22 protein-coding genes and 1 pseudogene are annotated in these 24,477 nt (G+C 72.2%); 13 read left to right on the plus strand and 10 right to left on the minus strand.

Annotated features, from left to right (window positions below):
- Window positions 1–396: 396 nt before the first annotated feature.
- From msrA to ACF07N_RS24680, 5 genes are all read left to right on the plus strand, one after another.
- Window positions 397–912 (plus strand): peptide-methionine (S)-S-oxide reductase MsrA, encoded by a 516-nt coding sequence (gene msrA / locus ACF07N_RS24660; protein WP_383349515.1) that lies wholly within the window; start codon window positions 397–399, stop codon window positions 910–912.
- Between the two features lie 250 nt (window positions 913–1,162).
- Entirely contained in the window at window positions 1,163–1,567 is a 405-nt protein-coding gene (locus tag ACF07N_RS24665; RefSeq protein ID WP_383336342.1) for a hypothetical protein, read from the plus strand.
- The gene (locus ACF07N_RS24670) at window positions 1,564–2,442 is read left to right on the plus strand and encodes a hypothetical protein (protein ID WP_383336341.1); all 879 of its coding nucleotides are present in this window, start codon (window positions 1,564–1,566) and stop codon (window positions 2,440–2,442) included. The genes ACF07N_RS24665 and ACF07N_RS24670 overlap by 4 nt, the downstream gene beginning before the upstream one ends.
- A 38-nt stretch (window positions 2,443–2,480) precedes the next feature.
- Window positions 2,481–3,047, plus strand: a complete 567-nt coding sequence (locus ACF07N_RS24675) for a roadblock/LC7 domain-containing protein (RefSeq protein ID WP_392116636.1) — start codon at window positions 2,481–2,483, stop codon at window positions 3,045–3,047.
- A gap of 179 nt (window positions 3,048–3,226) precedes the next feature.
- A complete protein-coding gene (locus ACF07N_RS24680; protein WP_383336339.1) occupies window positions 3,227–3,601 on the plus strand; it encodes a hypothetical protein in 375 nt (124 codons plus the stop codon).
- 293 nt (window positions 3,602–3,894) lie between these two features.
- Here ACF07N_RS24680 and ACF07N_RS24685 read toward each other — a convergent pair.
- A pseudogene (locus ACF07N_RS24685) lies at window positions 3,895–5,339 on the minus strand (FAD-dependent monooxygenase).
- Between the two features lie 115 nt (window positions 5,340–5,454).
- Between ACF07N_RS24685 and ACF07N_RS24690 the strand changes: the two are divergent.
- Complete coding sequence (locus ACF07N_RS24690; RefSeq protein ID WP_392116639.1) at window positions 5,455–6,054, plus strand: TetR family transcriptional regulator; 600 nt, start codon at window positions 5,455–5,457, stop codon at window positions 6,052–6,054.
- Between the two features lie 21 nt (window positions 6,055–6,075).
- On the opposite strand, the gene ACF07N_RS24695 is transcribed toward ACF07N_RS24690, so the two are convergent.
- The 5 genes from ACF07N_RS24695 to ACF07N_RS24715 all read right to left on the minus strand — a co-directional run bounded on the left by ACF07N_RS24695 (window position 6,076) and on the right by ACF07N_RS24715 (window position 12,173).
- Window positions 6,076–6,579 carry a lamin tail domain-containing protein gene (locus tag ACF07N_RS24695; protein ID WP_392116642.1) on the minus strand — a complete coding sequence of 168 codons (504 nt, stop codon included), beginning with the start codon at window positions 6,577–6,579 and terminating at the stop codon, window positions 6,076–6,078.
- Between the two features lie 154 nt (window positions 6,580–6,733).
- On the minus strand, window positions 6,734–8,098 hold the full coding sequence (locus ACF07N_RS24700) for an FAD-dependent oxidoreductase (RefSeq protein ID WP_392116645.1): 1,365 nt from the start codon (window positions 8,096–8,098) through the stop codon (window positions 6,734–6,736).
- 147 nt (window positions 8,099–8,245) lie between these two features.
- Window positions 8,246–10,981 carry a SpoIIE family protein phosphatase gene (locus tag ACF07N_RS24705; protein ID WP_392116647.1) on the minus strand — a complete coding sequence of 912 codons (2,736 nt, stop codon included), beginning with the start codon at window positions 10,979–10,981 and terminating at the stop codon, window positions 8,246–8,248.
- A 144-nt stretch (window positions 10,982–11,125) separates the two neighbouring features.
- Window positions 11,126–11,671: a hypothetical protein gene (locus ACF07N_RS24710; protein ID WP_383336332.1), complete on the minus strand. Its 546-nt coding sequence runs from the start codon at window positions 11,669–11,671 to the stop codon at window positions 11,126–11,128.
- A gap of 28 nt (window positions 11,672–11,699) precedes the next feature.
- The gene (locus tag ACF07N_RS24715; RefSeq protein WP_392117043.1) at window positions 11,700–12,173 is read right to left on the minus strand and encodes an ATP-binding protein; all 474 of its coding nucleotides are present in this window, start codon (window positions 12,171–12,173) and stop codon (window positions 11,700–11,702) included.
- A 272-nt stretch (window positions 12,174–12,445) separates the two neighbouring features.
- Here ACF07N_RS24715 and ACF07N_RS24720 point away from each other — a divergent pair, with 272 nt between their 5' ends.
- Together ACF07N_RS24720 and ACF07N_RS24725 are read left to right on the plus strand one after the other, a co-directional pair.
- Window positions 12,446–12,676 (plus strand): DUF397 domain-containing protein, encoded by a 231-nt coding sequence (locus ACF07N_RS24720; RefSeq protein ID WP_383336364.1) that lies wholly within the window; start codon window positions 12,446–12,448, stop codon window positions 12,674–12,676.
- 142 nt (window positions 12,677–12,818) lie between these two features.
- Window positions 12,819–13,733: a helix-turn-helix domain-containing protein gene (locus tag ACF07N_RS24725; protein WP_383336330.1), complete on the plus strand. Its 915-nt coding sequence runs from the start codon at window positions 12,819–12,821 to the stop codon at window positions 13,731–13,733.
- 57 nt (window positions 13,734–13,790) lie between these two features.
- Here ACF07N_RS24725 and ACF07N_RS24730 read toward each other — a convergent pair whose 3' ends face one another.
- Window positions 13,791–14,615, minus strand: coding sequence for an SAM-dependent methyltransferase (locus ACF07N_RS24730; RefSeq protein WP_392116651.1), 825 nt, complete (start codon window positions 14,613–14,615; stop codon window positions 13,791–13,793).
- Between the two features lie 276 nt (window positions 14,616–14,891).
- On the opposite strand from ACF07N_RS24730, the gene ACF07N_RS24735 reads away from it, so the two are divergent.
- Complete coding sequence (locus ACF07N_RS24735) at window positions 14,892–16,565, plus strand: hypothetical protein (protein WP_392116654.1); 1,674 nt, start codon at window positions 14,892–14,894, stop codon at window positions 16,563–16,565.
- A gap of 10 nt (window positions 16,566–16,575) precedes the next feature.
- Here ACF07N_RS24735 and ACF07N_RS24740 read toward each other — a convergent pair whose 3' ends face one another.
- Together ACF07N_RS24740 and ACF07N_RS24745 are read right to left on the minus strand one after the other, a co-directional pair.
- Entirely contained in the window at window positions 16,576–17,220 is a 645-nt protein-coding gene (locus ACF07N_RS24740; protein ID WP_392116657.1) for a hypothetical protein, read from the minus strand.
- An 85-nt stretch (window positions 17,221–17,305) separates the two neighbouring features.
- The gene (locus tag ACF07N_RS24745; protein WP_392116660.1) at window positions 17,306–18,364 is read right to left on the minus strand and encodes a methyltransferase domain-containing protein; all 1,059 of its coding nucleotides are present in this window, start codon (window positions 18,362–18,364) and stop codon (window positions 17,306–17,308) included.
- Between the two features lie 214 nt (window positions 18,365–18,578).
- Between ACF07N_RS24745 and ACF07N_RS24750 the strand changes: the two genes are divergently transcribed.
- A complete protein-coding gene (locus tag ACF07N_RS24750) occupies window positions 18,579–18,752 on the plus strand; it encodes a CsbD family protein (RefSeq protein ID WP_383336325.1) in 174 nt (57 codons plus the stop codon).
- Between the two features lie 187 nt (window positions 18,753–18,939).
- Here ACF07N_RS24750 and ACF07N_RS24755 read toward each other — a convergent pair whose 3' ends face one another.
- Window positions 18,940–20,385 (minus strand): glyceraldehyde-3-phosphate dehydrogenase, encoded by a 1,446-nt coding sequence (locus ACF07N_RS24755; protein ID WP_383334586.1) that lies wholly within the window; start codon window positions 20,383–20,385, stop codon window positions 18,940–18,942.
- A gap of 159 nt (window positions 20,386–20,544) precedes the next feature.
- Here ACF07N_RS24755 and ACF07N_RS24760 point away from each other — a divergent pair, with 159 nt between their 5' ends.
- The 3 genes from ACF07N_RS24760 (at window position 20,545) to katG (ending at window position 24,382) form a co-directional block, all read left to right on the plus strand.
- On the plus strand, window positions 20,545–21,507 hold the full coding sequence (locus tag ACF07N_RS24760) for a hypothetical protein (RefSeq protein WP_392116663.1): 963 nt from the start codon (window positions 20,545–20,547) through the stop codon (window positions 21,505–21,507).
- Window positions 21,508–21,668: 161 nt separating this feature from the next.
- Window positions 21,669–22,106 carry a Fur family transcriptional regulator gene (locus ACF07N_RS24765; protein ID WP_383334590.1) on the plus strand — a complete coding sequence of 146 codons (438 nt, stop codon included), beginning with the start codon at window positions 21,669–21,671 and terminating at the stop codon, window positions 22,104–22,106.
- Between the two features lie 50 nt (window positions 22,107–22,156).
- Entirely contained in the window at window positions 22,157–24,382 is a 2,226-nt protein-coding gene (gene katG / locus ACF07N_RS24770; protein ID WP_392116666.1) for a catalase/peroxidase HPI, read from the plus strand.
- Window positions 24,383–24,477 lie beyond the last annotated feature (95 nt).

A 24,477-nucleotide genomic window follows, 5' to 3' on the forward strand; every position in this document is an offset into this window, starting at 1 on the left:
GGTATAACCCGGGGTCACGCAGTCCCTACCCGGGCCGCGCCGGGGCATGTGTCCCCAGGGCGGCGTGACGCGGTGCACGGCGGCGCCCAGCGGCGGAGCGAGAGGCGCGGGACGTACTCCCCGCGCGGGGTGTGCGCGCCGCGCGCACATCGGGCGCGCTCACTCGTGGCCGGGCCGGTACGCGGTCCCGACAATGGTGCGCACGAGCAGGGCCCGCCCACCATCCGCATCGGGGCGGGTCCTGCTCGCTTCCCCGTGCGCCCGGGGGCTCCCCACCGGGCCGTCACCGGCTCCGTCACCCGTCCTCGGCCGCCGGTGACCTGCGGCGGGGGTTTCCCGGCCGGTGTGCGAGGCTGGACCCGCGTGGATCGACGCATGACAGAAAGGGGATGCGCCATGAGCGACGTCGAGGAGAGGGCGCTGCTGGCGGGCGGCTGCTTCTGGGGTATGCAGGAGCTGATCCGGTCGCTGCCCGGAGTGGTGCGTACCCGGGTGGGGTACAGCGGCGACGACGACAAGCCCCACCCCACTTACCGGGATCACGGCAAGCACGCGGAGTCGATCGAGATCGTCTTCGACCCCACGGCCACCGACTACCGCGCGATCCTGGAGTACTTCTTCCAGATCCACGACCCGACCACGAGGAACCGCCAGGGCAACGACGTGGGGCTCAGCTACCGCTCCGCCATCTTCTACCTGGACGACGAGCAGCGGCGCGTCGCGGAGGACACCATCGCGGACGTCGAGGCGTCCGGACTGTGGCCGGGGCCCGTGGTGACCGAGGTCGTGCCGGCCGGCGCGTTCTGGGAGGCCGAGCCGGAGCACCAGGACTACCTGCAGCGCTACCCGGACGGGTACACCTGCCACTTCCCGCGCCCGAACTGGCGGCTGCCCAAGCGCGCGGAGTCCTGAACCACGAGATCCACGAGCGCTGCCGGGAAACGCCTCTTCCCCGGCAGCGCTTCGTCGTTTCCAGCATCTCCGGTCAGGGTCCCCGTCAGGGCGTCGTATCCTGCCCGCTTCCGTTCGTCCACGCTCACCCTCCGCCCGCTTCCCTGCACATTCCTTTGGAAAATGCCAAAGCGTTCACCTGGGTCGAGCACGCACCGTAGTGTCGTGCTCACGTTCGCGGGAACGTCCGTGCAGGGGGAGGGGATTCGGCGTGCCCGGAATCGACGAGAGTCTGCTGGAGGCCATGCGGCTGCCCGGTGCCCGAGGGGCGTCGGTCGTCGACTGGATCAGCGGTCTTGCCCTGGGCGCGGTGGGTGACGCTCCAGGCGGCGACCCGGAGGCGACGGCGGCGGAGACCGCCGAACTCGCCCGGCTCGCCACCGAGAGCGGCGTGCTCGCCCCGGCCGGTGGCGACGCGGGCGGCGCCTCGGGCAAGGAGCCACCCGTGCAGGACCTCATCCTCACGAACACGGACTCGTACCACCTGCTGAGGTTCGTCACCACGACCTTCGACAGCACCGTGTTCCTGCACTTATGGGTCGACCGCACGGACGGCAACCTGGCCCTGGCCCGCATACGGCTGGCCGAGATCGCGGACAGACTGGTGCTCGGATGATCGCCCAGATCCTCGGCTCACGCACCGACGAACCGGCCTCGGCCCAGCTCGCCACCCTGGCGGCGCGGCGCGCGAGCGGAGCCCTGTCCACCGAGGCGGGGATCGTCTACCTGGCGGCCGGACACGTCGTCCACGTGGAGTCCGCACTCACGCCCGCCCTCGGCGACCTGCTCACCCACAGCGGTGCGCTGGCAGCGGACGGCTGGTGGGAGGCGATCGACCGGGCGGGCCGCCGCTGCCGGGTCGGACGGCAGCTCGTGGACAGCGGGCACCTGGCCGTCGGCGCACTGGAGTTGTGCCACCTCGGCGCCCTCTTCGACGCGGCGTACTTCGTCCTCGCCCACGACGGACCGGCCCTGCGCTTCCGCCCCGGAGTCGCGCACTGGCTCGGCGCCGTCCGCCCCGTACCGGTGGACGCCGTCCTGCGGGAGTCCAGACGCCGCCGCGAACTGCTGCAGCGCATATGGCCCGAGCCCGACGTCGACCGGGCGCCGCTCGCCCGTGTGCCCGGCGCCGGGACCACGGACCTGCCCGCCCGCCGCGGCCGCATCCTCGCCCAGGTCGACGGCGTCCGCACCGCCGCCCAGATCGCCACGGCCCTCGCCTGCCGCACCTTCCACACCCTGGTCGAACTCCGCCGTCTGGCCGCCGCCGGGATGGTCGCCCCGGCAGCGCCGGCCCCGGCGCCGCCGGCCGCCGCGATGCCCGGGGCGCCGGTGACATCCGCCGCGCCGGCGGCGTTCGAGGCCCCGGGACCGTCCGGCGGGCCGCTCGCCGCGTCCGCCGCGCCGGGGCCCGCCCCTGGCCCGGTGTTCCCGGACGAGCCCGAGACCGCTCTGCTGCGACGGCTCCTGCACGCCTTGGAGGCACTGTGATCCGCGCGCGACGACAGCGTGCCGAAAGGAGACTGCTCATGGCCGTCGAGACCGACGTCCTGGACGAACTGCGTGGGCTGCGCACCCGCGTACCCCGGCTGACCGGCGCGCTCGCGGCCACCGTCGACGGACTCGTCCTCGCCCACGACGTGCCCGACACGGAACCGGAGGGTCTCGCGGCCCTCACCGCCGCCGCCCTCGGCGTCGCCCACCGCATGACCGACGCCGCCGCCCGGGGCGACTTCCGCGAACTCCTGGTACGGGGCTCGGCGGGCTACGTCGCGACCTACGCGGCCGGTGCCACCGCCGTCCTCACCCTGCTCGCCGAGGACCGCGTCAACGTCGGCCGCCTCCACCTGGAGGGCCGGCGCAGCGGGGCCAGGATCGCGGACCTGGTGGCCACGCGCGTCGGCCCGGGCACCGGCCGCCACGCCGAGCGTGCGGCACCTCCGCACACCACGTCCGCACCGCAGCTCCCGCCCGGCACCGGCGAGGAACACCTCCCCGCGGAATCCCCGGTCACCACCGCCCGCCCCATCGGCACCCTCCCGGTACGCACCCCACAGCGCCCCGCCCACCAGCCGCGCCCCCGGCCCGGCACCTGAACGGCCCGGCCTCGAACGGCCCGGCACCGAGCGGCCGGGCCCAGAACCGCCCGGCACCGAACGGCCCGGCCCAGAACCGCCGGGCACCGAACGGCTCGCGCCTGAACCGCAGAGCCGCTCCGCACCTCCCGACCCCCACAGACCGACCGAAGAAAGACCCGAGGAAAGGAACCGACCCCATGGCCAACACCGAGACCGCGCTGAAGGAATGCCTGAGCTCCATCGACGGAGCCACGGCCGTCGCCCTCGTGGACTACACGAGCGGCATGGCCCTCGGCACCCTCGGCGGCGGCAAGGACTTCAACCTCGAAGTCGCCGCCGCCGGCAACACCGACGTCGTACGGTCCAAGCTGCGCACCATGGAACTCCTGGGCCTGAAGGAGGAGATCGAGGACATCCTCATCACCCTGAACACCCAGTACCACCTCATCCGCCTGCTGAAGGGACGCGGGGGCAGCGGGCTCTTCCTCTACCTCGTGCTCGACGGCAGCCGCGCCAACCTCGCGATGGCCCGCCACCAGCTCCGCCGGATCGAGGCCGACCTGGAGGTCTGAACCGGCACCACGGGACGGGAGCCCTCCGCCACCTGCACGCGGCGGAGGGCCCCGGCACACCCGACACCCTGATCCGGCCCGACGGGCCCGTGGGGTGCGTGGCGGGCGGCACCGGCCGGCGCGACTACCTCACGCGCCGGCTGCCGAACGCCTCAACGGCCGGATCGGCGAGCCACTCGATCAGCAGCCGGTTCGTCTCGGCAGGGCGTTCCCGCTGCACGAAGTGGCCGCAGCCGTCGAGGATGTGGGCTGTTGCCGGTTCGGCACATCACCGATCCGTGCGGGCGGCCCCTTCAGCCGGTGCCCACGTGGGCGGCCAGTGCTTCCTCGATCGCCGCCGTGTCCGCCGCGTCCGCGGCCCAGGCCGCGTACCCGTCGGGGCGGACCAGGACGGTCGTGCCCCGGGCACTCTTCCAGCGCTCCACGGCCAGCCGGTCCTCACGGGTGCCGCCGTCCCGGTACGCCTCAGGAGTGATCAGCACGAACCGGCCGCCGCGCAGGGCCTCGTACAGGCGGCCGCCTTCCAGGGTGACGTCCGGGACCCGCCGGCCGGTGAGGCGGTGGGCTCCGCGGGGCGCCGGGTACCGGTAGCCGATGCCGGTGATCTCGCCGACCACCTTGCGCCGGGCCGGGCCGGCCGCGTTCAGGAAACCGGTGAGCACGGCCCGCGACGCCAGCGCCCACGGGGACTTGGCCATGGCGACGCGGACGATGCCGCCGCTGCTGCGCAGCACCGCCCGGCCGACCGGGTGGCGTTCGAGCTGGTAGCTGTCGAGCAGCGCGGGGTCCGCGTGGCCCCGGACGACCGCGGCCAGCTTCCAGCCAAGGTTGGCCGCGTCCTGCAGGCCGGTGTTCATGCCCTGGCCGCCGGCCGGGGTGTGGACGTGCGCGGCGTCCCCGGCGAGGAAGACGCGGCCCACCCGGTAGGCGGGCACCTGCCGTTCGTCGCTGTGGAAGCGGGACATCCACCGTGCGTCGTGCATGCCGAAGTCGCGGCCGAGCGCGAGCCGGTGACCTCCTTGACCTCGTCGAGGGCGAGCGGCGCGCTGTCGGGGACGTCACGGGCGCGGTTCCAGGCGATGACCCGGTGGTAGCCGTCCCCGAACGGCGCGAGGAACGCGAAGGCGTCACCGGTGGCGTCGGCCGTGAGCAGGTTCTCCGGCTCCTCGGCCAGCCGCACGTCCGCCAGGACCACGGAGCGGATGACGGACCGGCCGGGAAACGGCAGCCCGATCGCCTCCCGTACGGTGCTGCGCAGGCCGTCGGTGCCCACCACGTAGGCCGCCCGCAGCCGTTCGGTCTCCCCGCCCGCCGTGCGGACCTCCACCGTCACCCCGCCGGCGTCCTGGGTCAGTCCGGTCAGCTCGGTCTCGTGGCGGAGCACCGCGCCGGCCTCGACGGCCCGCTGCCGCAGGACCTTCTCGACCTCGTACTGCGGGATGACGAGCAGGTGGTCGAAGCGGGAGGGGAGCGAACTCAGGTCGATGGTGAGACGGCCGAAGAGGCGGAGGCTGTCCAGGGGGCGGCCGATGGACTCCAGTTCGTCCGCCAGGCCCCGGGCGTCGAGCTGCTCCAGGGTGCGGGCGTGCACGACGAAGGCGCGGGAGAGGTTGCTGATCCGGTCCGGGCGCTTCTCGAGGAGTGTGACGGGGATCCCGGCGGCGGCGAGGTCGCCGGCCAGGAGAAGACCGGCGGGACCGGCGCCGACGACGATCACGGAGGACTGCTGGGTCTGCACGAGGTGACCTCCTGTTGCCAACACACATGGGCCAACGCTTGTTGACCAACGTAGAGCCCAATGCGCCTACGGTCAACAGTTGTTGGCAAACAGGTGTTGGCCTACGCTGGCCGGCATGAACGTCAGCGACAGCAAGGGTGTGGAACCGGGCCCCGGCGGCACGCGCCGCCGCTCGGAGGACACCCGAGGCGCCATCCTCACAGCCGCCCGGGAGCGCTTCGCGACCGACGGCTACGACCGGGCCACCATCCGCGCGATCGCCAAGGACGCGCGCATCGATCCCTCCATGGTCATGCGCTACTACGGCAACAAGGAGGGCCTGTTCGCCGCGGCCGTCTCCATCGACCTGTCCATGCCGGACCTGGCCGCACTGCCCCGCGAGGAGGCGGGGCGGGCGCTCGTGACGCACTTCCTCGGCATGTGGGAGGAGAACGAGGTGCTGACGGCGCTGCTCAGGGTCGGGGCGACCAACAGCGCCGGGGCCGAACGGATGCAGGCGGTCTTCCGCGACCAGCTGGTCCCGGTCGCCCGCGCGGTCTGCCCCGATCCCGAGCAGGCGGCCACACGGGCCGGACTGTGCGCCGCGCAGCTCCTCGGACTGGCGCTCACGCGCTACGTCCTGAGGTTTCCGCCGGCGGTGTCGCTGGCCCGTGAGGAGATCGTCGCCTGGGTGGCCCCGACGCTGCAGCGCTACCTCACGGCACCGAGCCCCTGACGGGACCCGGGCCGGTCCGGCTCAGCCGTGGTACGTGATGTACCCGTTGCCGTCCGGGTCGGAGCCGCTCCTGGTGTACGAGTGCACGTCGGCGCGGGCGCCGGACGGCTTGTACACGTAGATCGTGTCCTTGTCGTTGTTCCACATGAAGTTGCAGTTGTCGCGGTACACGACGTTGCCCGCGTCGGAGTCGGTCCCGTTGCCGCCGCGCAGCTTCACGTAGTCGCCCGGCTGGAGCGTGTGGCTCGCGGTGAACGTGAACGTGTTCCCCGCGGCGTCCTTCACGACGTACCCCTTGAGGTTGACCGTCGTGGACTTCGAGTAGTTCTTGATGGACAGGTACTCCTCCTTGGTGTTCCCTCCCGAACACCGGTTGGAGTCGCTGCCGGGAGCGTCGTACTGGATGCCGCGGATCTTCAGCGCGGAGCTGTACTCGGCGGCCTGGGCGGGAACCGCGCTCAGGGCGGTCAGGGCCCCGGCGGCGACGGCCGCGATGGCGGTGGTGGTGGTGAGGCGTATGCGCATGGACGTTCGTCCCCCCTGCATGGCCTTGCGATGAAGGCGATGTGATGATTTGGTGAAGCAGAGGGATCGTACAGGCTTCAAGCACGCGCAGGGGCGGGTCCGGTGACATGGCCACCGGACCCGCCCCGCGGGTGTATGGAGGTGCGGCGAGAGGTCAGGCGCCGCTGGCGCGCAGCATGTCCTCACGCTCGACGATCTTCACGCGCTCGCGGCCCTCGGGCTCGCCCAGCGCCTTCTCCGCTGCGTCCAGCTTGTACCAGCCGTCCCAGGTGGTGAAGCGGATGTCGCGCTCGGCGAGGAAGGCGTCCACCGCCTCCGGCGCGGGGGTCGCGGGCGTCTGCAGCCGCCCGTTGGCGTAGTCGTCCAGCAGGTTGGCCACGGTCTCGTTGGCGTCGCCCTTGGTGTGCCCGATCAGGCCCACGGGGCCGCGCCGGATCCAGCCGGTGACGTACGTCGACTGCAGGTGCTCGCCGGACTCCTGCAGGACCCGGCCGCCCTGGTCGGGGACCGTGCCGGAGTCGATGTCCCAGGGCAGCTTGGGGAGCTTGTCGGACAGGTAACCGACGGCCCGGTAGACGGCGGTGACGTCCCAGGTCTTGAAGGTGCTCGTGCCCCTGACGTTGCCCGTGCCGTCGAGTTCCGTGCGCTCGGTGCGCAGGCCGACGACCTTGCCGTCCTCGCCGAGGATCTCCACCGGCGACTCGAAGAAGTGCAGGAAGAGCTTGTGCGGGCGGTCGCCGACGTCGCGGATCGCCCAGTTCTCCAGGGTCTTGGCGACCATGTCGGCCTGCTTGTTGCCGCGCCGGGTGGCGATCGAGCCCTCGTCGTAGTCGATGTCCTCGGGGTCGACGATGACCTCGATGTTGGGGGAGTGGTCCAGCTCGCGCAGCTCCATCGGGCTGAACTTCGCCTGGGCGGGGCCCCGGCGGCCGAACACGTGGATCTCCTTGGCCCGGTTGGCCTTCAGGCCCTCGTAGACGTTCGGCGGGATCTCGGTCGGCAGCAGCTCGTCCGCCGTCTTGGCCAGGACGCGGGCGATGTCGAGCGCCACGTTGCCGACGCCGAGGACGGCGACCTTCTCGGCCTCCAGCGGCCAGGTGCGCGGCACGTCGGGGTGGCCGTCGTACCAGGAGACGAAGTCGGCGGCGCCGTAGGAGCCGTCGAGGTCGATGCCGGGGAGCGACAGCGAACGGTCGGCCATCGCGCCGGTGGCGAAGATCACGCCGTCGTAGAACGCCCGCAGGTCGTCCAGGCTGATGTCGGTGCCGTAGTCCACGTTGCCGAACAGCCGGATCTGCGGTTTGTCGAGCACCTGGTGCAGGGCCGTGATGATGCCCTTGATCCGCGGGTGGTCGGGGGCGACGCCGTAGCGGATCAGTCCGAACGGCGCCGGCATGCGCTCGAAGATGTCGATGGACACGCCGGGCTCGGCGGCCACCTCGGACTTGAGCAGGGCGTCGGCGGCGTAGATCCCGGCGGGGCCGGATCCGACGATGGCTACCCGCAGGGGGCGGGGCATGGTCAGGTTCCCTTCGAGCGGCGACAAGCGATCTCGACGGGAAGCCTAAACTAAGGCATGCCTTACTTGGTACGCGGGTCCGGTCTATGGGCCCATAAGGCTACTTTATGAGAAGTCCCCGGTCCGGCTTATGGCCGTCCACCGGCCTCACGGCAGGGGCTGCTCGGCCCAGATGACCTTACCCGTCGGCAGATAGCGCGTCCCCCAGCGTTCGGCGAGCTGCGCGACGAGGAACAGCCCCCGGCCGCCCTCGTCCGTCATGGCCGCGTACCGCAGGTGCGGCGAGGTGCTGCTGCCGTCGAACACCTCGCAGATCAGGTTGCGGTCGCGCAGCATCCGGACCCGGATCGGCCCGTCGCCGTAGCGCAGCGCGTTGGTGACCAGCTCGCTCAGGATCAGCTCGGTGGCGAACGTGAGCTCGTCGAGGCCCCAGGCGGCCAGCTGCCGGGTCACCGCCGCCCGCACCTCGCCCACGGCCGCCGGTTCGGCCGGCACCGGCCACTCGGCGACGTGGTCGGCCCTGAGCGCCCGCGTCCGGGCGACGATCAGCGCGATGTCGTCGCTGGAACGGGCCGTGAGCCGCGCGTCGAGCACGACCCGGCAGGTGTCCTCCGGGGACTCACCGGCCCGGCCCAGCGCCTCGCGCAGCATCTCCAGACCGACGTCGATGTCCCGCTCCCGGTCCTCCACCAGTCCGTCGGTGTACAGCACGAGCCGGCTGCCCTCGGCCAGCTCCAGCTCCGCCGTCTCGAAGGGCAGCCCCCCGAGCCCGAGCGGGGGACCGGCGGGCACGTCCGGGAACTCGACCCTGCCGTCCGGGTGGATCAGGGCCGGCGGCGGATGCCCGGCCCGGGCGACGGTGCACCGCCGGGAGACCGGGTCGTACACGGCGTACAGACAGGTCGCGCCGGTGACCGGGGCGCTGCCCTCGTCCTCCGTCTCGTCCTGGTCGATCCGCCCCACCAACTCGTCCAGCAGAACGATGAGTTCGTCCGGCGGCAGATCGAGGGAGGAGAAGTTGTGCACGGCCGTGCGCAGCCGTCCCATGGTGGCCGCGGCGTGCAGCCCGTGCCCGACCACGTCCCCGACCACGAGTGCGACCCGAGCCCCGGACAGCGGCAGCACGTCGAACCAGTCGCCGCCCACGCCGGCCTGGGCGGGCAGATAGCGGTAGGCGATCTCCAGGGCGCCCTGCTCGGGCAGGTTGCGGGGGAGCAGACTCCGCTGGAGGGTCACCGCCATGCTGTGCTCGCGCGTGTAGCGGCGGGCGTTGTCGATGGAGACGGCGGCCCGTGCGACCAGCTCCTCGGCCAGGACCAGCTCGTCCTCGTCGAAGGGCTCCGGCTTCTCGTGGCGCCAGAAGCTGACCACGCCCAGCACCAGCGCCCCGGCCCGCAGCGGCACGGTGATCAGCGAGTGGATGCCGTAGCCGACGATCTGCGCGGAGCGCTCCAGGTCCTGCGCCTGCCAGCCGGGTGCTTCGCCCAGCCGCGGCTCCAGGACGGGCCGGCCGGTGCCGAGGCTGCGGCCCTGCGGGGAGGTCTCCACGAACCGGATCCGCTCACCGACCGGATAGAGGGGAGCGTCCTTGCGGATGCCGCTGAGGGCCGTGCGGCTGAGCGTGGCGGCGGCGTCCGGCTGTCCGCCGCCCAGGACCGCGTCGAACAGGTCCACGGTGGCGAAGTCGGCGAACCGGGGCACGGCCAGCTCGGTCAGCTCCTCGGCCGTCCGGGTCACGTCCAGGCTGGTGCCGATCGCCACGCCCGCGTCGTACAGCATGTTGAGCCGTTCCCGCGCGGTCTCCGCCCGGCCGGACAGGGCGCGCAGCTCCGTGGAGTCGCGCAGCGTGGCGACGCTGCCGGGCGCGACACCCGCCCGGTCCGTGGTCCGCTGGTTGACGGCGAGCAGCCGGTCCCCGACCAGGTGCACCTCGTCCGTGGCGACGCGGTTCGACGCGAGCAGTTCGGCGGTGCCCGGGTCGAGGCCCAGGCTGAGCACGGACCGGCCCTCGGCGTCGTCGGGCAGCCCGAGCAGGCGGTGCGCCTCGTCGTTGGCGAGGACCAGGGTGCCCCGGTCGTCGACGATCAGCACGCCCTCCCGGACCGCGTGCAGCACGGCGTCGTGGTGTTCGTACATCCGGGTCATCTCGTGCGGCCCGAGACCGTGGGTCTGGCGCAGCAGCCGCCTGCTCACGAGGGCGGCACCCGCGGTCGCGAGCGCGAGCGCCGCGGCGGCGGCCGCCAGCACCAGCGGCAGCTGCCGGTCGGCGGTCCCGCCCACGTTCTTCGTCGTGATGCCGGCGGAGACCAGCCCCACCACCCGGCCGTCCGGGTCCTTCACCGGCACCACGGCCTGGACGAGGGGACCGATGGTGCCCTCGATCTCCTCGGTCACCGCCTTCCCGGCCAGCGCCGGGGCGGTCGTCCCGACGAACTTCTTGCCGATGCGATCCGTCTTGGGGTGGGTGTAGCGGATGCCGTCGGTGTTCATGACGACGACGAAGTCGACCTGCGAACGCTTCCGGGCGGCCTCGGCGCGCGGCTGCAGCACGGCCGAGGGGTCGGGGCCCTGTAGTGCCTCGACCGTGCCCGGCGCGTTGGCGAAGGTCTCCGCGACGGCGAGCGAGCGGTTGCGGGCCTCCTGCGTCGTGTCGTGCCGCACCTGCAGCACGAGCGCCACCACGGCCGCCACGACCAGCAGCAGCACGATCACCACGACCAGCAGGAACACCTGACCGGCGACGCTGCGCCCGCCCAGCACCGACCGCAGCCCCGCCACCGGACGCCACCGTGACGGACCCGGCTCCCCCCGCTGCCGTGCGGACGGCGCGGGGCCGGGCCGCAGGGGCGATCGAGTCCCGGATCGACCCATGAGTCGGACCATGTGCCATGTCTACACTGCCCGGCCCCCGGAGGCGAGGGGCGTCACCCGGGGCGGCAAGGGGCCCTCACCGTTTCGTCACGTCAGGGAAACACCGTGGCGCCAGGGCAGCCACCGAGGGTCCCGGCCGGGGACCCGCACGCGCTGTCAGGCCCCCAGCGACCGGGCCAGCTCGGTCGTGGCCCTCGCAATCTCCGTGTCCTCGTCCGCCAGGAGACGGCCCAGCTCGCCGCTGCGGGCCCGCACCGCCTGGCGCGCCGCCCGCTCCCACACCACCGGGTTCTCCCGGTGGTTCATGAGCTTGGGATAGACGGCGGCCGTGCTCTCCCACTGCCGCGCGTCGGCGATGCTCTTGAGCAGCTGGATGATCTGGGCGCGCACGGTCACCTGCGGCTGCTTGGCGAGCTCCCACAGGAACGGCACCGTGGCGGCGGTGGCCTGCTCCACGACGAAGCCGAACTGGCAGATCCGTTTCCTCAGGTCGTCGAGGGCCGAGCGGGCGGTGTCGGCGTCGCCCCAGGCGATGCCGCTGAGCAGCACGGGGATGGCCGCCGCCGAACCGGTGGAGTCCTGGATCTCGCCCCACGGCACGCGGTCCAGTGCCGTGAGCGGTGTCTTCCGGGCCAGACCGGCCGGGGCGTCGGGGCGCTGTGGGCGCTCGCTGCTCGGGTGTTCCGTCGAAGCGCTGCGCATGGCGAGGGGCCTTTCCGCGGCAGTCGTGTCAGATGGGTGGACAGGTCGACAACCTCGCCCAGACGGTCTTGCCCGCGGGAGGACTGGGGGACCAGCCCCACTCCTCGGACAGGGCGTCGACGATGCACAGGCCCCGGCCGTGCTCCTCCAGGCCGGAGCCGGTGCCGGGCGCGTACACGGGCGGACGGTCGTCGGGGTCGGAGACGGTGACCAGCAGATGGGCCGGATCCAGGCGGAATCCCAGCCGGATCTCCGGCGCCCCCGCTGCCGCCCGTGCCGCGTGTGTCGCGGCGTTGGCGGTGAGCTCCGTGATGACGAGCGTGGTGTCGTCGCAGCGGTGGTCGAGCGACCAGACGCGCAGGGTGTGGCGGGTGAAGGACCGGGCCCGCGCGAACCCTTCCCGGCTGCACTCGACGCGCAGCGCGACCGAGGGGGACAGCGGGCCGAGCACGGGCGCCGTGGGCGGTGCCGGCGCGGCCCACGGCGTTCCGTCGGACGGCACGTCACGCCGGCCGGCCGGGAAGCCGTCGGGCGCCCTGGATGCGCCTGCGTGCGCCGGCACCTCACTCGACGGCCGGAGCACGTGCTGCGCAGGTGATGACACGGCATCTCCCCGATGCGACGTCAGGACGGGGCGTCAGCACGGGGGTTGACGCCGCGGCTATTATCCACGCTGACGGCGCTCCCGTGCAATTGCACGAGAAATTGCGTGAGTTTCAAGCCGTCGCGGGTACGCGAGCCGGGACGGGTTCGGCGGAGAGCAAGGAGACTGCGGTGCCACCAGTGCGGAACGGAGTGCAGGCAAGTTCACTGGACGCCTGCTGGATCAAGAGCCGGCACAGCAACGCCGAGGGCAACTGCGTCGAGGTCGCCCCGCTCGTCGACGGGGGCATCGCCCTGCGCAACTCCCGTGATCCCGACGGGCCGGCGCTCGTCTACACGGCCGCCGAGGTGGCCGCGTTCCTGGCCGGTGCGAAGGACGGCGAGTTCGATCACCTGGTCTGAGGGCGGCGCGGTGCGAAACCCGCGGCGGTGAAGAAGCGGAGTCCAACTTCCCACTTCCTGCTGCCGTTCCGGACGGATGCGCACAGTCCCCGCCGAGTGCGATAGTGTAAATCGCCCTTGTGCCGGTCTGCTGGGAGTCAGGATGTCCGCCGCGTCGCATCGCATCTCCCGCCTGGAACCCTACCTGGACAGGCCCGAGCCGGCGCCGACCCTGCTGAAGATGCTGGTCGGCGTGCAGCTGGCAGGCTTCCGTGAGGATGCCGGGCTCGCCCAGGACCAGGCGGCGCGCGCAGTCGGGTTCAGTGCCGCGAAGCTGTCCCGCATCGAGTCCGGCAAGGGCCGTCGCCCGCCGACCGAGAACGACGTCCGTGCGCTGCTGCAGTTGTACGGCACCGACGACTACGAGGCCTCGGTGCTGCTCAAGCTGCTGCAGCGCGCAGGCGAGCCGGGCTGGTGGCAGCGCTACGACAAGCGGCTGATGCCCGAGTGGTTCGACCGGCTGGTCGGCCTCCAGGAGGCCGCGGCCACGATCCGTACGTTCGAGATCCAGTACGTGCCCGGCCTGTTGCAGACACCCGCCTACACCAGGGCCGTGGTCGAGCGAGGCCTGCCCAACGCCCCGGCCGGCGAGGTGGAGCGGCGTGTCGAACTGCGCAGGCACCGGGCGCGGCTGCTCACACGGGACGAGGCCCCGCAACTGTGGGCGATCATCGACGAGTCCGTGCTGCTGCGTGTTCTGGGCAGTCCCGAGGTCATGCGGGAACAGCTCGCCCACCTCGTCGAGATGGCCGAACGGCCCAATGTGACCCTGCAGATCGTGCCGCTGAGCGTCACGAACGCCTCGGCCCCCGCCATCCCGGTGACCTATCTGCGCTTCGGCGGCCTGGACCTGCCCGACGTGGTCTACCTGGAGCACATCAGGAGCGCCAACTTCCTCGAGGACCGCGACGAGACGGAGGAGTACCGGATCGCGCTGGACCGGCTCGCGGACGAGGCGCTCAAGCCCCGTGAGTCGATGGAACTGCTGCGGCAGACGATGCGGCAGCGCTACCCCTGACGCGCCGGTGCCGCCCGCGGGACGCCCACCGTCCCGCGAGCGGCACCCGCGGTGCCGTCACTTCTCCAGCGGAATGCGGCCCACGCCGCCGAACTCGATCCACTCGTGGGTGAGCTGGCGCGGCGCCACCTCGGTGTCCGGACGCCAGGTGGAGACCTCCACCAGGCCCGGGTCCAGGATCTCCAGCCCCTCGAAGTACGTCTCGACGTCCTTCGGCTCACGGACGCGGCCCCAGTGGCCCTGCGTGGCCTGGTCCATGAAGTTCGTGACGAACTCCCGGACCTCCGGGTCCTCGCTGACCAGCTGGCACATGACCATGAAGCTGCCCGGCGCGAGCCGTTCCCGGACGCGGCGGGCGACCGCCAGCGGGCCGTCGGTGTCGCTGTCCGGAATGCAGTGGAAGACCGAGTTGAACAGCACGCACACCGGCTCGGAAAGGTCGATCAGGCGCTTGGTGTCGGGGTGGTCGAAGATCAGGTCGGTCTCGCGCATGTCCGCGTGGATGACGGAGGTGCGCTCGTCCTGCTCCAGCAGTGCGCGGCCGTGCACCAGCACCATCGGGTCGTTGTCGACGTACACCACGTGGGTGGTGGGGTCGATGCGCTGGGCGACCTGGTGCACGTTGTCCTGCGTCGGCAGGCCGGAGCCGTGGTCCAGGTACTGGCGGATGCCGTACTCCTCGGAGAGGGTCCGCACGACGCGCTGGAGGAAGCGGCGGTTGTTCAGGGCCAGACGGCGGGTGCTCGGGACGACCTTGTCGAGTTCCTCGCACGCGGCGCGGTCGGCGGCGTAATTGTCCTTGCCGCCCAGGTAGTAGTCGTACATACGTGCCGCCGTCGGCACGTTCGCGTCGATCTCGGTGGACAGCTTCTCGGAGTGCATCGTTCCCCCTGCAGGGTGCCGCGCCAACGGACTGGCTGGACAGGAAGTACATCCTATGGAGCGGGAGTTGGCAGGTGCCAGCCCGTCGGCGAAGCTGCCCACGATCGAACGACCCGATGATCGGTCCGGCTGCCGCGGCGGGACGGGCGCCGGCGACCCGGGTCACCAGAAATGCGGCAATATGGAAAAACGAGAATAGTGGTGTTCGGCCGGAAATCGAGGGTGAGGCCGCAGCCGCTATTCTCACGGCCCCGGCCGCTTCTCCAGGAGAGTCCCATGGGCGACTACTACGACCTCGGGACGCACAGCCGTCCCGTCACCACCTCGTCCGCCGAAGCCCAGCTCTGGTTCGACCGCGGCCTGGTCTGGACGTACGCCTTCCATCACGAGGAGGCGGTCGCCTGCTTCGAGGCAGCGGCCGAGGCCGATCCCGGATGCGCCATGGCGTACTGGGGCATCGCCTACGCGCTCGGCCCGAACTACAACAAGCCCTGGGAATTCTTCGACGGCGACGAACTGGCGCGGACGGTCGAGCGCACGCACGCCGCCGTCGAACGGGCCCACGCGGAGGCCGCGGCGGCGACCCCGGTGGAACGGGCCCTCATCGGTGCCCTGCGGGCCCGCTACCCGCAGGCGCAGGCGGTGGAGGACTGCTCGGTGTGGAACGAGCCCTACGCGGACGCCATGCGGGCGGTGTACGCCCTGGCGCCCGACGACCCGGACATCGCCACGCTCCACGCCGACGCCGCGATGAACCTCACCCCGTGGCAACTGTGGGACCTGCGGGCCGGGCAGCCGGCGGAAGGCTCCCGCACCGTGGAGGTCCGGCAGGTGCTGGAGGACGCCCTCGCCACCGAGGCCGGGGCCCGGCACCCCGGAGTCCTGCACCTCTACATCCACCTGATGGAGATGTCCCCGGCCCCGGAACGGGCCCTCACCGTCGCCGACCGGCTGCGCGGCATCGTGCCCGACGCGGGCCACCTGCTGCACATGCCCTCGCACCTCGACGTCCTGTGCGGCGACTACCGCCAGGTCGTCGCGGCCAACTCCGCCGCGATCGCCGCCGACGAGAAGTACCACCGGCGGGCCGGCGCCATGAACTTCTACACCCTCTACCGGGCGCACAACTACCACTTCAAGATCTACGGCGCCATGTTCCTCGGCCAGTCGCGGGTCGCCCTCGAAACCGCCGCCGCACTGGAGGCCGCCGTCCCGGAGGACCTGCTGCGCGTGCAGAGCCCCCCGATGGCCGACTGGCTCGAAGCGTTCCTCGCCATGCGCGTCCACGTCCTGATCCGCTTCGGCCGCTGGGCCGACATCCTCGAACTGCCCGCCCCCGCCGACCCGGAGCTCTACGCGGTCACCACCGCGATGCGCCACTACGCCCGCGGTGTCGCCCTCTCGGCCACCGGCGAGGTCGACCGGGCGGAGCGCGAACGGGCCCTGTTCCACGAGGCGGTGAGCCGCGTGCCCGCCACGCGCATGCTGTTCAACAACACCTGCCACGACATCCTCGCCATCGCCGCGGCCATGCTGGACGGCGAACTCGAATACCGCAGGGGCAACCACGACCTGGCCTTCGCCGCCCTGGAACGCTCCATCGAGCTCGACGACAACCTCCCCTACGACGAGCCCTGGGGCTGGATGCAGCCCACCCGCCACGCCTACGGGGCCCTGCTGCTGGAGCAGGGCCGGGTGGCGGAGGCCGAGGCCGTCTACCGCGCCGACCTGGGTCTCGACGACACCCTGCCCCGCCCCCTGCAGCACCCCGACAACGTCTGGGCGCTGCACGGCTTCCACGAGTGCCTGCTGCGCAACGGCAAGACCGGGGAGGCGGCCCTCGTGGCGCACCGGCTCAAGACGGCGACCGCGCTGGCCGACGTGCCGATCGAGGCGTCCTGCTTCTGCCGCCTGGACGTCGCGCCGGCCGCCGGCGGGTGCTGTCACTGACCGGCGGGGATCACGGCCGGTCCAGGCCCGCGTGCTCCAGCGCCCGGGTCATGGCCGGCCGGTCCCGCCGCCGCCACTGGGGATCCCGGGTGAGGGACATCAGCAACTCGGGCGTGAGCCGGTACGCCTCGGCGTGGGCCAGCAGGGCCTCCGCGTCGGCGGCCGACGTGGCGCCGTGGTCCTCGTCGGCGACCGTGCGCAGCACATCGGCGCGGTCCGCGAAGCGGCTCATCCCGCAGTCCAGCCCGTCGTCGTCCAGGGTCTCCGGGTACGGGGCCCGGGCCCAGGCTCCGCCCTCGAACCAGTAGACACAGCCCAGTTCGGCTCCGCCCAGCAGATCCTCCAGTCGCGCGTGCGGCAGCCAGGAAGGGGCTCCGGCGAGCAGGTCGACCGGCGGCTCGTGCCACTTGCAGCCGCTCGACTCGTCCTCGCCGTAGAGCACCCACCGTCCCTCGCCCCGGGCCGCCAGGCTCCACCAGGTGCTGCCGGAGTCGTCCAGGTGCAGCCCGTCCCCGTCCGCCCAGGTGCCCGTGCGGTGATGAGCCCTCCGCTCGCCCTCCGTGGTGGCTTCCAGTACGGCGACGAGCGCCCAGCGCGCCCACAGCACCGGTGCCGGCGGCAGGTCGGCGGGCCGCCCCGGCCGGTTGATCGTCATGCCCTGTCCTCGTTCGTCCGACTGCTCATGATCGGGGCCAAGGTTCTCACGGGGGACGGGCTTCCCGGCCGGGACTTCCCTCTCCTCAGCGGCGGCCCCGGCGGGCGTCCGACGGTGCCAGGCGCACGAGGAACGGCTGCGCCCCGGACAGACGCAGCCGCTGGGCGTGCACGGGCGTGAAGCCGTGCCGGATCGCGGCCGCCAGGTCGTCACGGCCGGGCAGCAGCAGGACGGCCGCGCCGTCGGGGGAGAGGACGCGTCGCAGTTCCGTCCACCAGCGGTCGGGGGCATCGGCGAGCAGACCGCCGGCGGGGACCTGGGCGCCCCACGGCGGGTTGCACAGCACACGGTCGGCGGCCCCGGCGGGCAGCGGGAGCCGGCCCGCGTCGCCGCGCCGGACGGACACCGGCAGCGCCCCGGCGTTGGCGCGGGCCGCCGCGACGGCTTCCGCGGAGCGGTCGAAGCCGTGGAAGCGGGCGTCGGGCCGGGCGAGCGCGCCCTCGATGAGCAGGGTCCCGGCGCCGCAGCACGGGTCGAGGACGAGTTGTCCCGGCTGGATGCCGGCCAGCTCGGCCATGGCGGCGGCGAGCGGCGGGTGCAGGGTGCCCGGGACGGTGTGCCGCTTGTAGGCGCGGCGGTGCAGGGGGCGGTCGCCGGTGCGCAGCATCAGGGTGGCCCGGGTGCCGTCCAGGGTGAGTCGCCAGCCGCAGGAGCCCGGCGGGGGAGCGGTGCCCGTGCGGCGCGAGTGGTAGGGAAGGCCGAGGCGTTGCGCGAGGGCCTCGCCCACGGCGTCCTCGGCGTCATAGCGGGTGAAGGCGCGCCGGCCCAGGAAGGAGGCCGAGACGTCGACACAGGTGGGAGCCGTGGCGTCGTGCCGCAGGGCCAGCAGGCGGCCGGGGTCGGTGAGCGCGGCGAGTGCGGCGAGCTCCCGCGGGGCCTGCCGGGCGGCGCCGATGTCGGGGCGCTGGGCGGCGAGCACGAAGATGTCGTCCGCGGTGCGGGGCGCCGGGGCGGACCGGCGGGCGCGGTAGTGGACTTCGCGGTGCCTGAGGTCGGTGACGTCGCCGAGTCCGGACCGGAGGACCTCGGCCGCGACCACGGGCTCCAGGCCGCGGAGGCAGCGCGCCACGAGGGGCGTGTGCATGGGGTGTTCTTCTTCCACGTCGGCACTCGGGGCAGCGCTCCGCTGCCCCGCGTCGTCGGCGACGGGGGGTCCTCGCTTCGCCGACGGTGCCTAGCGGAGGTGGAAGAAGTACGTCATGGGCGGCAGTGTAATCGGCCCGGCAGGTTTCGGCCCCCCGATTCAAGGTCACCCGGACTGTGACCCCGCCGTCGGACACGACTGGGAGTGAACGAACGTGGCTGGAGAGCAGAAGGCCAAGGCGAAGGCCGAGCAGGCCAAGGGCAAGGCCAAGGAGACGATCGGCCGTGCGGTCGGCGACGAGCGCATGGAGGCCGAGGGCCGCGCGCAGCAGTCGAAGGGCGACGCCCGGCAGGCCAAGGAGAAGACGAAGGACGTCTTCAAGCACTGAGCAGGTGGTCCCCGGCACGCGGTGAGCGCGTGCCGGGGCGGCGGATCCCGGCGGTGCCGCGTCCCACGAGGGCGCGGCACCGCCGTCCTGTCCGGGCCCGGGCCGCACCCGGCCCGGGTCGGCCCGCCGGTGGAACGGGGAAGGCGCGGGGCCCGCACGCCCCGCGCCTTCCCGGTGCTCGCCGCGGTCAGACCGCGGGAGCCGGGAACGTCGGGTACTCCACGCCCGACACGTGCTGAACGACCCGGATCACCTGGCACGAGTAGCCGAACTCGTTGTCGTACCAGAGGTAGAGGATGGCGTTGTCGCCCTCGACCTTGGTGGCGCCGGCGTCGACGATGGACGCGTGGCGCGAGCCGATGAAGTCGCTGGAGACCGCGTCGGGGGCGCTGATGAAGTCGATCTGGCGCTTGAGCGGCGAGGTCAGCGACACCTCGCGCAGGTAGTCGAGGACCTCCTGGCGGGTGGTCTCGCGGGCCAGCTGGAGGTTGAGGATCGCGATGGACACGTCCGGCACCGGCACCCGGATGGAGCTGCCGGTGATCTTCGCCTTGAGCTCGGGCAGCGCCTTGGCGACGGCGGAGGCGGCGCCGGTCTCGGTGATCACCATGTTGAGCGGAGCAGACCGGCCCCGGCGCTCGGACTTGTGGTAATTGTCCAGCAGGTTCTGGTCGTTGGTGAACGAGTGGACGGTCTCCACGTGGCCGCGCTGCACGCCGAACTCGTCGTCCATCGCCTTCAGCGGCGGCACGATCGCGTTCGTGGTGCAGGACGCGCAGGACAGGATCCGCTCGTCCGGCTTGATGGTGTCGTGGTTGACGCCGTGCACGATGTTCGGGACGTCGCCCTTGCCGGGCGCGGTCAGCACGACCTTGTCGACACCGGGGCGCAGGTGCTGGGACAGGCCCTCGCGGTCGCGCCACTTGCCGGTGTTGTCGATGAGGATGGCGTCCTTGATGCCGTACGCCGTGTAGTCGATCTCGGACGGGTCGTTCGCGTAGATCACCTTGATGGCGTTGCCGTTGGCGACGATCGTGCTGGTCGCCTCGTCGACGGTGATCGTGCCCTGGAACTGGCCGTGGATGGAGTCCCGGCGCAGCAGCGAGGCGCGCTTGACGATGTCCTGCTCCCCACCACCGCGCACGACGATGGCCCGCAGGCGCAGCCCGTTGCCGGAACCGGCCTTCTCGATGAGCAGCCGGGCGACGAGCCGGCCGATGCGGCCGAAGCCGTACAGCACGACGTCCCGGCCCTCGCGGCGCTCGATCTTGTTGGCGCCGGTGGCGCCGGCGACGGCCTCGGCGGTGAACTCGGCGACCGACAGGCCGCGGTCGTCCTCGCGGTACGTCGCGGCGAGCATGCCGATGTCGATCTGCGAGGGGCCGAGGTCGAGTTCGGCGAGGGTCTCGAGGAAGGGCAGCGTCTCGGTGACGGAGAGCTCCGCACCGGCGATCTGCCGGGCGAACCGGTGGGTCTTGAGGATGCTGACCACCGACTTGTTCACCAGGGAGCGGCTGTGCAGCAGGACCGTCACGTCCCGCTCCCGGTGCAGCTTCCCGATGATCGGGATCATCGACTCCGCGATCTCCTCGCGGTTCTTCCAGTTGGTGAACGAGTCGTCGTTGACAGTCACGAGTCCATCTTTCGAGCTAGGCGGCGCTCATATGTTAAACCGACGGTTTTCCCGATCATGAACGGGGGGTCCCGCCGCTGTCCGGCTGCGGCTTTCCGCGCGCCGCGCGGCCCGGCCTGAGACGATCGGGACGGAGCCTCCCGTCCGAAAGGCACGCCCATGGACCTGGACGCCGTGGCCGACGAGCTGTACGCCCTGCGGCCGGAGGAGTTCACCTCCGCCCGCGCCTCGGCCGTGGCCGCCGCACGCACCGCGGGGGACCGGGAACTGGCCTCGCGGATCGGCGCGTTGCGCAAGCCCAGCCTCGCGGCCTGGGTCAGCAACCTCCTGGTCCGCAGCCGCCCGGGCGAGGTGGAGCCCCTCCTGCGGCTCGGCGAGGGCCTGCGCCGGGCCCACCAGGACCTGGACGGCACCCAGCTGCGGGAGCTGAGCCGCCGGCAGCACGCGCTGATCCGCGCGCTGTCGCTCCAGGCCAGACAGCTCGCCGCGCAGGCCGGGCATCCGATCAGCGAGAGCGTGCAGCGGGAGGTCGAGAACACCCTGCACGCGGTCCTGGCCGACCCGGAGGCCGCCGACGCCTGGGCGACGGGCCGGCTCGCCAAGCCGCTGAGCGCCGCCGTCGGCTTCCCGGCCGTCACCGGGGGTGGCCGCCCCCGGGCCGGGCGGGAGGCGGCGGAGCCGGGAGGGACCGGGCGGAGCGCTCCGGCCAGGGGCAGGCCGGCCAAGGGCGGGCCGCCCGGGGACGGGAAGGCTGGGGACAGGAAGGCCGAGGCCAGGGAAGCCGAGGCCAGGAAAGCCGAGGAGCGGTACCGGCGGCGCCTGGCCGAGGCCCGGCAGGACGCCGAGGCCGCCGAGCGTGAACTGCGGGCGCTGCGGGACGAGGCCGCGGACGCCGGCCGGGCGGCGGAGGAGGCGGAGCAGCAGGCCGAACGGCTGCAGCGGCGCGTGGCCGACCTCGCCGAGGAGCTCGAGCGCACCAAGGGCGAGCACCAGCAGGCACGCTTCGCCGAACGCACCGCCCGGGAACAGGCGCGTGCCGCCGAACGCCGCGTCCGCGAAGCCGGCCGCCGGGCCTCGGCGGCCGCCGCCCGGCTCGAACGGCTGACCTCGTCGAAGCCCTGACGGTCCCCCGCACGGCGGGCCGGCGGGCCGGACTTTCCGTACGTTGTGCCGCGCGTCACACCCCACGGGAGGACCGGTATCCCGGGGCTCACACACGCGACACCAAAATTGAACCATTCGTTTTCTTGAATCAGTCGTGTTTGTGTGGCTAGGTTGTGGGCATGACCGCACCCCGGACCCCCACCACCGCCGAGGAGCTGCGCGGTGCCGGCCTGCGGGTCACGGCCGCCCGCGTCGCGCTGCTCGAGACCGTGCGGGACGGCGACCACCTGGGCGCCGAGGCCATCGCCTCCCAGGTGCGCGGCCGCGTCGGCCACATCTCCGTCCAGGCCGTCTACGAGGGGCTCCACGCGCTCACCGCTGCCGGACTGATACGCCGCCTCGAACCACCCGGCAGCCCGGCCCTGTACGAGGGACGGGTCGGCGACAACCACCACCACCTCGTGTGCCGGTCCTGCGGAGCCGTCGCCGACGTCGACTGCGCGGTCGGCCACGCCCCCTGCCTGACCGCGTCCGACGACCGCGGCTTCGCCGTCGACGAGGCCGAGGTCATCTACTGGGGCCTGTGCCCCGGCTGTTCCACCGCCAGCAGTTCCTGAGCACGTGATCCACCCGAGCACCGTGATCCACCCCGTCCGGAAGGATTTCCATGACTGAGAACCACGACGCGATCGTCACCGACCCGAAGTCGGAGGAGGCAGGAGGCGGCTGCCCGGTGGCCCACGACCGGGCGCTGCACCCGACCCAGGGCGGCGGCAACCGCCAGTGGTGGCCCGAGCGGCTGAACCTGAAGATCCTCGCCAAGAACCCCGAGGTGGCCAACCCGCTCGGGGAGGACTTCGACTACGCCGCGGCCTTCCAGGCCCTGGACCTGGACGCCGTCAAACGCGACATCGCCGAGGTGCTCACCACCTCGCAGGACTGGTGGCCGGCCGACTTCGGCAACTACGGCCCGCTGATGATCCGCATGGCCTGGCACAGCGCGGGCACCTACCGCATCAGCGACGGCCGCGGCGGCGCCGGTGCCGGTCAGCAGCGCTTCGCGCCGCTGAACAGCTGGCCGGACAACGGCAACCTCGACAAGGCCCGCCGTCTGCTGTGGCCGGTCAAGAAGAAGTACGGCCAGAGCATCTCCTGGGCCGACCTCATGATCCTCACCGGCAACGTCGCCCTGGAGCAGATGGGCTTCGAGACCTTCGGCTTCGCCGGCGGCCGCGAGGACGTCTGGGAGCCCGAGGAGGACGTCTACTGGGGCCCCGAGACCACCTGGCTCGACGACAAGCGCTACTCCGGCGACCGCGAGCTGGAGAACCCGCTCGGCGCGGTCCAGATGGGCCTCATCTACGTCAACCCCGAGGGCCCGAACGGCAACCCGGACCCGCTCGCCGCGGCCCGCGACATCCGTGAGACGTTCCGCCGCATGGCGATGAACGACGAGGAGACCGTCGCCCTGATCGCCGGCGGCCACACCTTCGGCAAGACCCACGGCGCCGGCCCGGCCGACCACGTCGGCGCCGACCCCGAGGCCGCCTCCATGGAGGAGCAGGGCCTCGGCTGGCGCAGCACCTACGGCACGGGCAAGGGCGGTGACGCCATCACCTCCGGCCTGGAGGTCACCTGGACGGCCACGCCCACCCAGTGGAGCAACGGCTTCTTCAAGAACCTCTTCGAGTTCGACTACGAGCTGGAGCAGAGCCCGGCCGGCGCCCACCAGTGGGTGGCCAAGGACGCCCCGGAGATCGTGCCGGACGCGCACGACCCGTCGAAGAAGCACCGCCCGAAGATGCTCACCACCGACCTGGCGCTGCGCTTCGACCCGATCTACGAGCCCATCTCCCGCCGGTTCTACGAGAACCCCGACCAGTTCGCGGACGCCTTCGCCCGCGCCTGGTTCAAGCTGACCCACCGCGACATGGGCCCGAAGTCGCTGTACCTCGGCCCGGAGGTCCCGGAGGAGACGCTGATCTGGCAGGACCCGCTGCCGGAGCCCGAGGGCGAGCTCATCGACGCCGAGGACGTCAAGACCCTCAAGACCAAGCTCCTGGAGTCGGGTCTGACCGTCTCGCAGCTGGTGACCACCGCGTGGGCCTCGGCCTCCACCTTCCGCGGCAGCGACAAGCGCGGCGGTGCCAACGGCGCCCGGATCCGCCTGGAGCCGCAGCGTGGCTGGGAGGTCAACGAGCCCGACGAGCTGGCCCAGGTGCTGCGCGTCCTGGAGGGCATCCAGCAGGAGTTCAACGCCGGTGCCGGTGCCAAGAAGGTCTCCCTGGCCGACCTGATCGTCCTCGGTGGCTCCGCCGCCGTCGAGAAGGCCGCCAAGGAAGCCGGCTTCCAGGTGGAGGTCCCCTTCACCGCCGGCCGGGTGGACGCGACGGAGGAGCACACCGACGCCGAGTCCTTCGAGGCGCTGGAGCCGGCCGCCGACGGGTTCCGCAACTACCTCGGCAAGGGCAACCGCCTGCCGGCCGAGTACCTGCTGCTCGACCGCGCGAACCTGCTCACGCTGAGCGCCCCCGAGATGACCGTCCTGGTCGGCGGCCTGCGCGTGCTGGGCGCCACCTACCAGAAGTCCCAGCTCGGCGTGTTCACCACGACGCCCGGCTCGCTGACCAACGACTTCTTCGTGAACCTGCTCGACCTGGGCATCACGTGGAAGTCGACGTCCGAGGACCAGACCACCTTCGAGGGCCGTGACGCCGCCACGGGCGAGGTCAAGTGGGCCGGCTCCCGCGCCGACCTGGTCTTCGGCTCCAACTCCGAGCTGCGCGCCCTGGCCGAGGTGTACGCGAGCGACGACGCCAAGGAGAAGTTCGTCAAGGACTTCGTCGCGGCGTGGGTGAAGGTCATGGACCTGGACCGGTTCGACCTGGTCTGACCACCACCTGATCAATCCGCGTGACAGGACGCCCCGGGCCGCAAGTGGCCCGGGGCGTCCCGCGTTGCCTGAGGGATCGTCAAAAACCGTTCAAG

It is taken from the genome of Streptomyces sp. NPDC015242, from assembly GCF_043079125.1.
Taxonomy (GTDB): domain Bacteria; phylum Actinomycetota; class Actinomycetes; order Streptomycetales; family Streptomycetaceae; genus Streptomyces.

What these genes read in the sequence shown, in the direction of transcription:
- ACF07N_RS24700 (WP_392116645.1), bottom strand. Translation starts at nt 8,098, where the DNA reads ATGCCCCGCCCCCTGCGGGTAGCCATCGTCGGATCCGGCCCCGCCGGG.
- ACF07N_RS24735 (WP_392116654.1), top strand. Translation starts at nt 14,892, where the DNA reads ATGGGCGACTACTACGACCTCGGGACGCACAGCCGTCCCGTCACCACC.
- ACF07N_RS24745 (WP_392116660.1), bottom strand. Translation starts at nt 18,364, where the DNA reads ATGCACACGCCCCTCGTGGCGCGCTGCCTCCGCGGCCTGGAGCCCGTG.
- msrA (WP_383349515.1), top strand. Translation starts at nt 397, where the DNA reads ATGAGCGACGTCGAGGAGAGGGCGCTGCTGGCGGGCGGCTGCTTCTGG.
- ACF07N_RS24725 (WP_383336330.1), top strand. Translation starts at nt 12,819, where the DNA reads ATGTCCGCCGCGTCGCATCGCATCTCCCGCCTGGAACCCTACCTGGAC.
- ACF07N_RS24710 (WP_383336332.1), bottom strand. Translation starts at nt 11,671, where the DNA reads ATGCGCAGCGCTTCGACGGAACACCCGAGCAGCGAGCGCCCACAGCGC.
- ACF07N_RS24705 (WP_392116647.1), bottom strand. Translation starts at nt 10,981, where the DNA reads ATGGTCCGACTCATGGGTCGATCCGGGACTCGATCGCCCCTGCGGCCC.
- ACF07N_RS24690 (WP_392116639.1), top strand. Translation starts at nt 5,455, where the DNA reads ATGAACGTCAGCGACAGCAAGGGTGTGGAACCGGGCCCCGGCGGCACG.
- ACF07N_RS24670 (WP_383336341.1), top strand. Translation starts at nt 1,564, where the DNA reads ATGATCGCCCAGATCCTCGGCTCACGCACCGACGAACCGGCCTCGGCC.
- ACF07N_RS24730 (WP_392116651.1), bottom strand. Translation starts at nt 14,615, where the DNA reads ATGCACTCCGAGAAGCTGTCCACCGAGATCGACGCGAACGTGCCGACG.
- ACF07N_RS24765 (WP_383334590.1), top strand. Translation starts at nt 21,669, where the DNA reads ATGACCGCACCCCGGACCCCCACCACCGCCGAGGAGCTGCGCGGTGCC.
- ACF07N_RS24740 (WP_392116657.1), bottom strand. Translation starts at nt 17,220, where the DNA reads ATGACGATCAACCGGCCGGGGCGGCCCGCCGACCTGCCGCCGGCACCG.
- ACF07N_RS24675 (WP_392116636.1), top strand. Translation starts at nt 2,481, where the DNA reads ATGGCCGTCGAGACCGACGTCCTGGACGAACTGCGTGGGCTGCGCACC.
- ACF07N_RS24680 (WP_383336339.1), top strand. Translation starts at nt 3,227, where the DNA reads ATGGCCAACACCGAGACCGCGCTGAAGGAATGCCTGAGCTCCATCGAC.
- ACF07N_RS24695 (WP_392116642.1), bottom strand. Translation starts at nt 6,579, where the DNA reads ATGCGCATACGCCTCACCACCACCACCGCCATCGCGGCCGTCGCCGCC.
- katG (WP_392116666.1), top strand. Translation starts at nt 22,157, where the DNA reads ATGACTGAGAACCACGACGCGATCGTCACCGACCCGAAGTCGGAGGAG.
- ACF07N_RS24760 (WP_392116663.1), top strand. Translation starts at nt 20,545, where the DNA reads ATGGACCTGGACGCCGTGGCCGACGAGCTGTACGCCCTGCGGCCGGAG.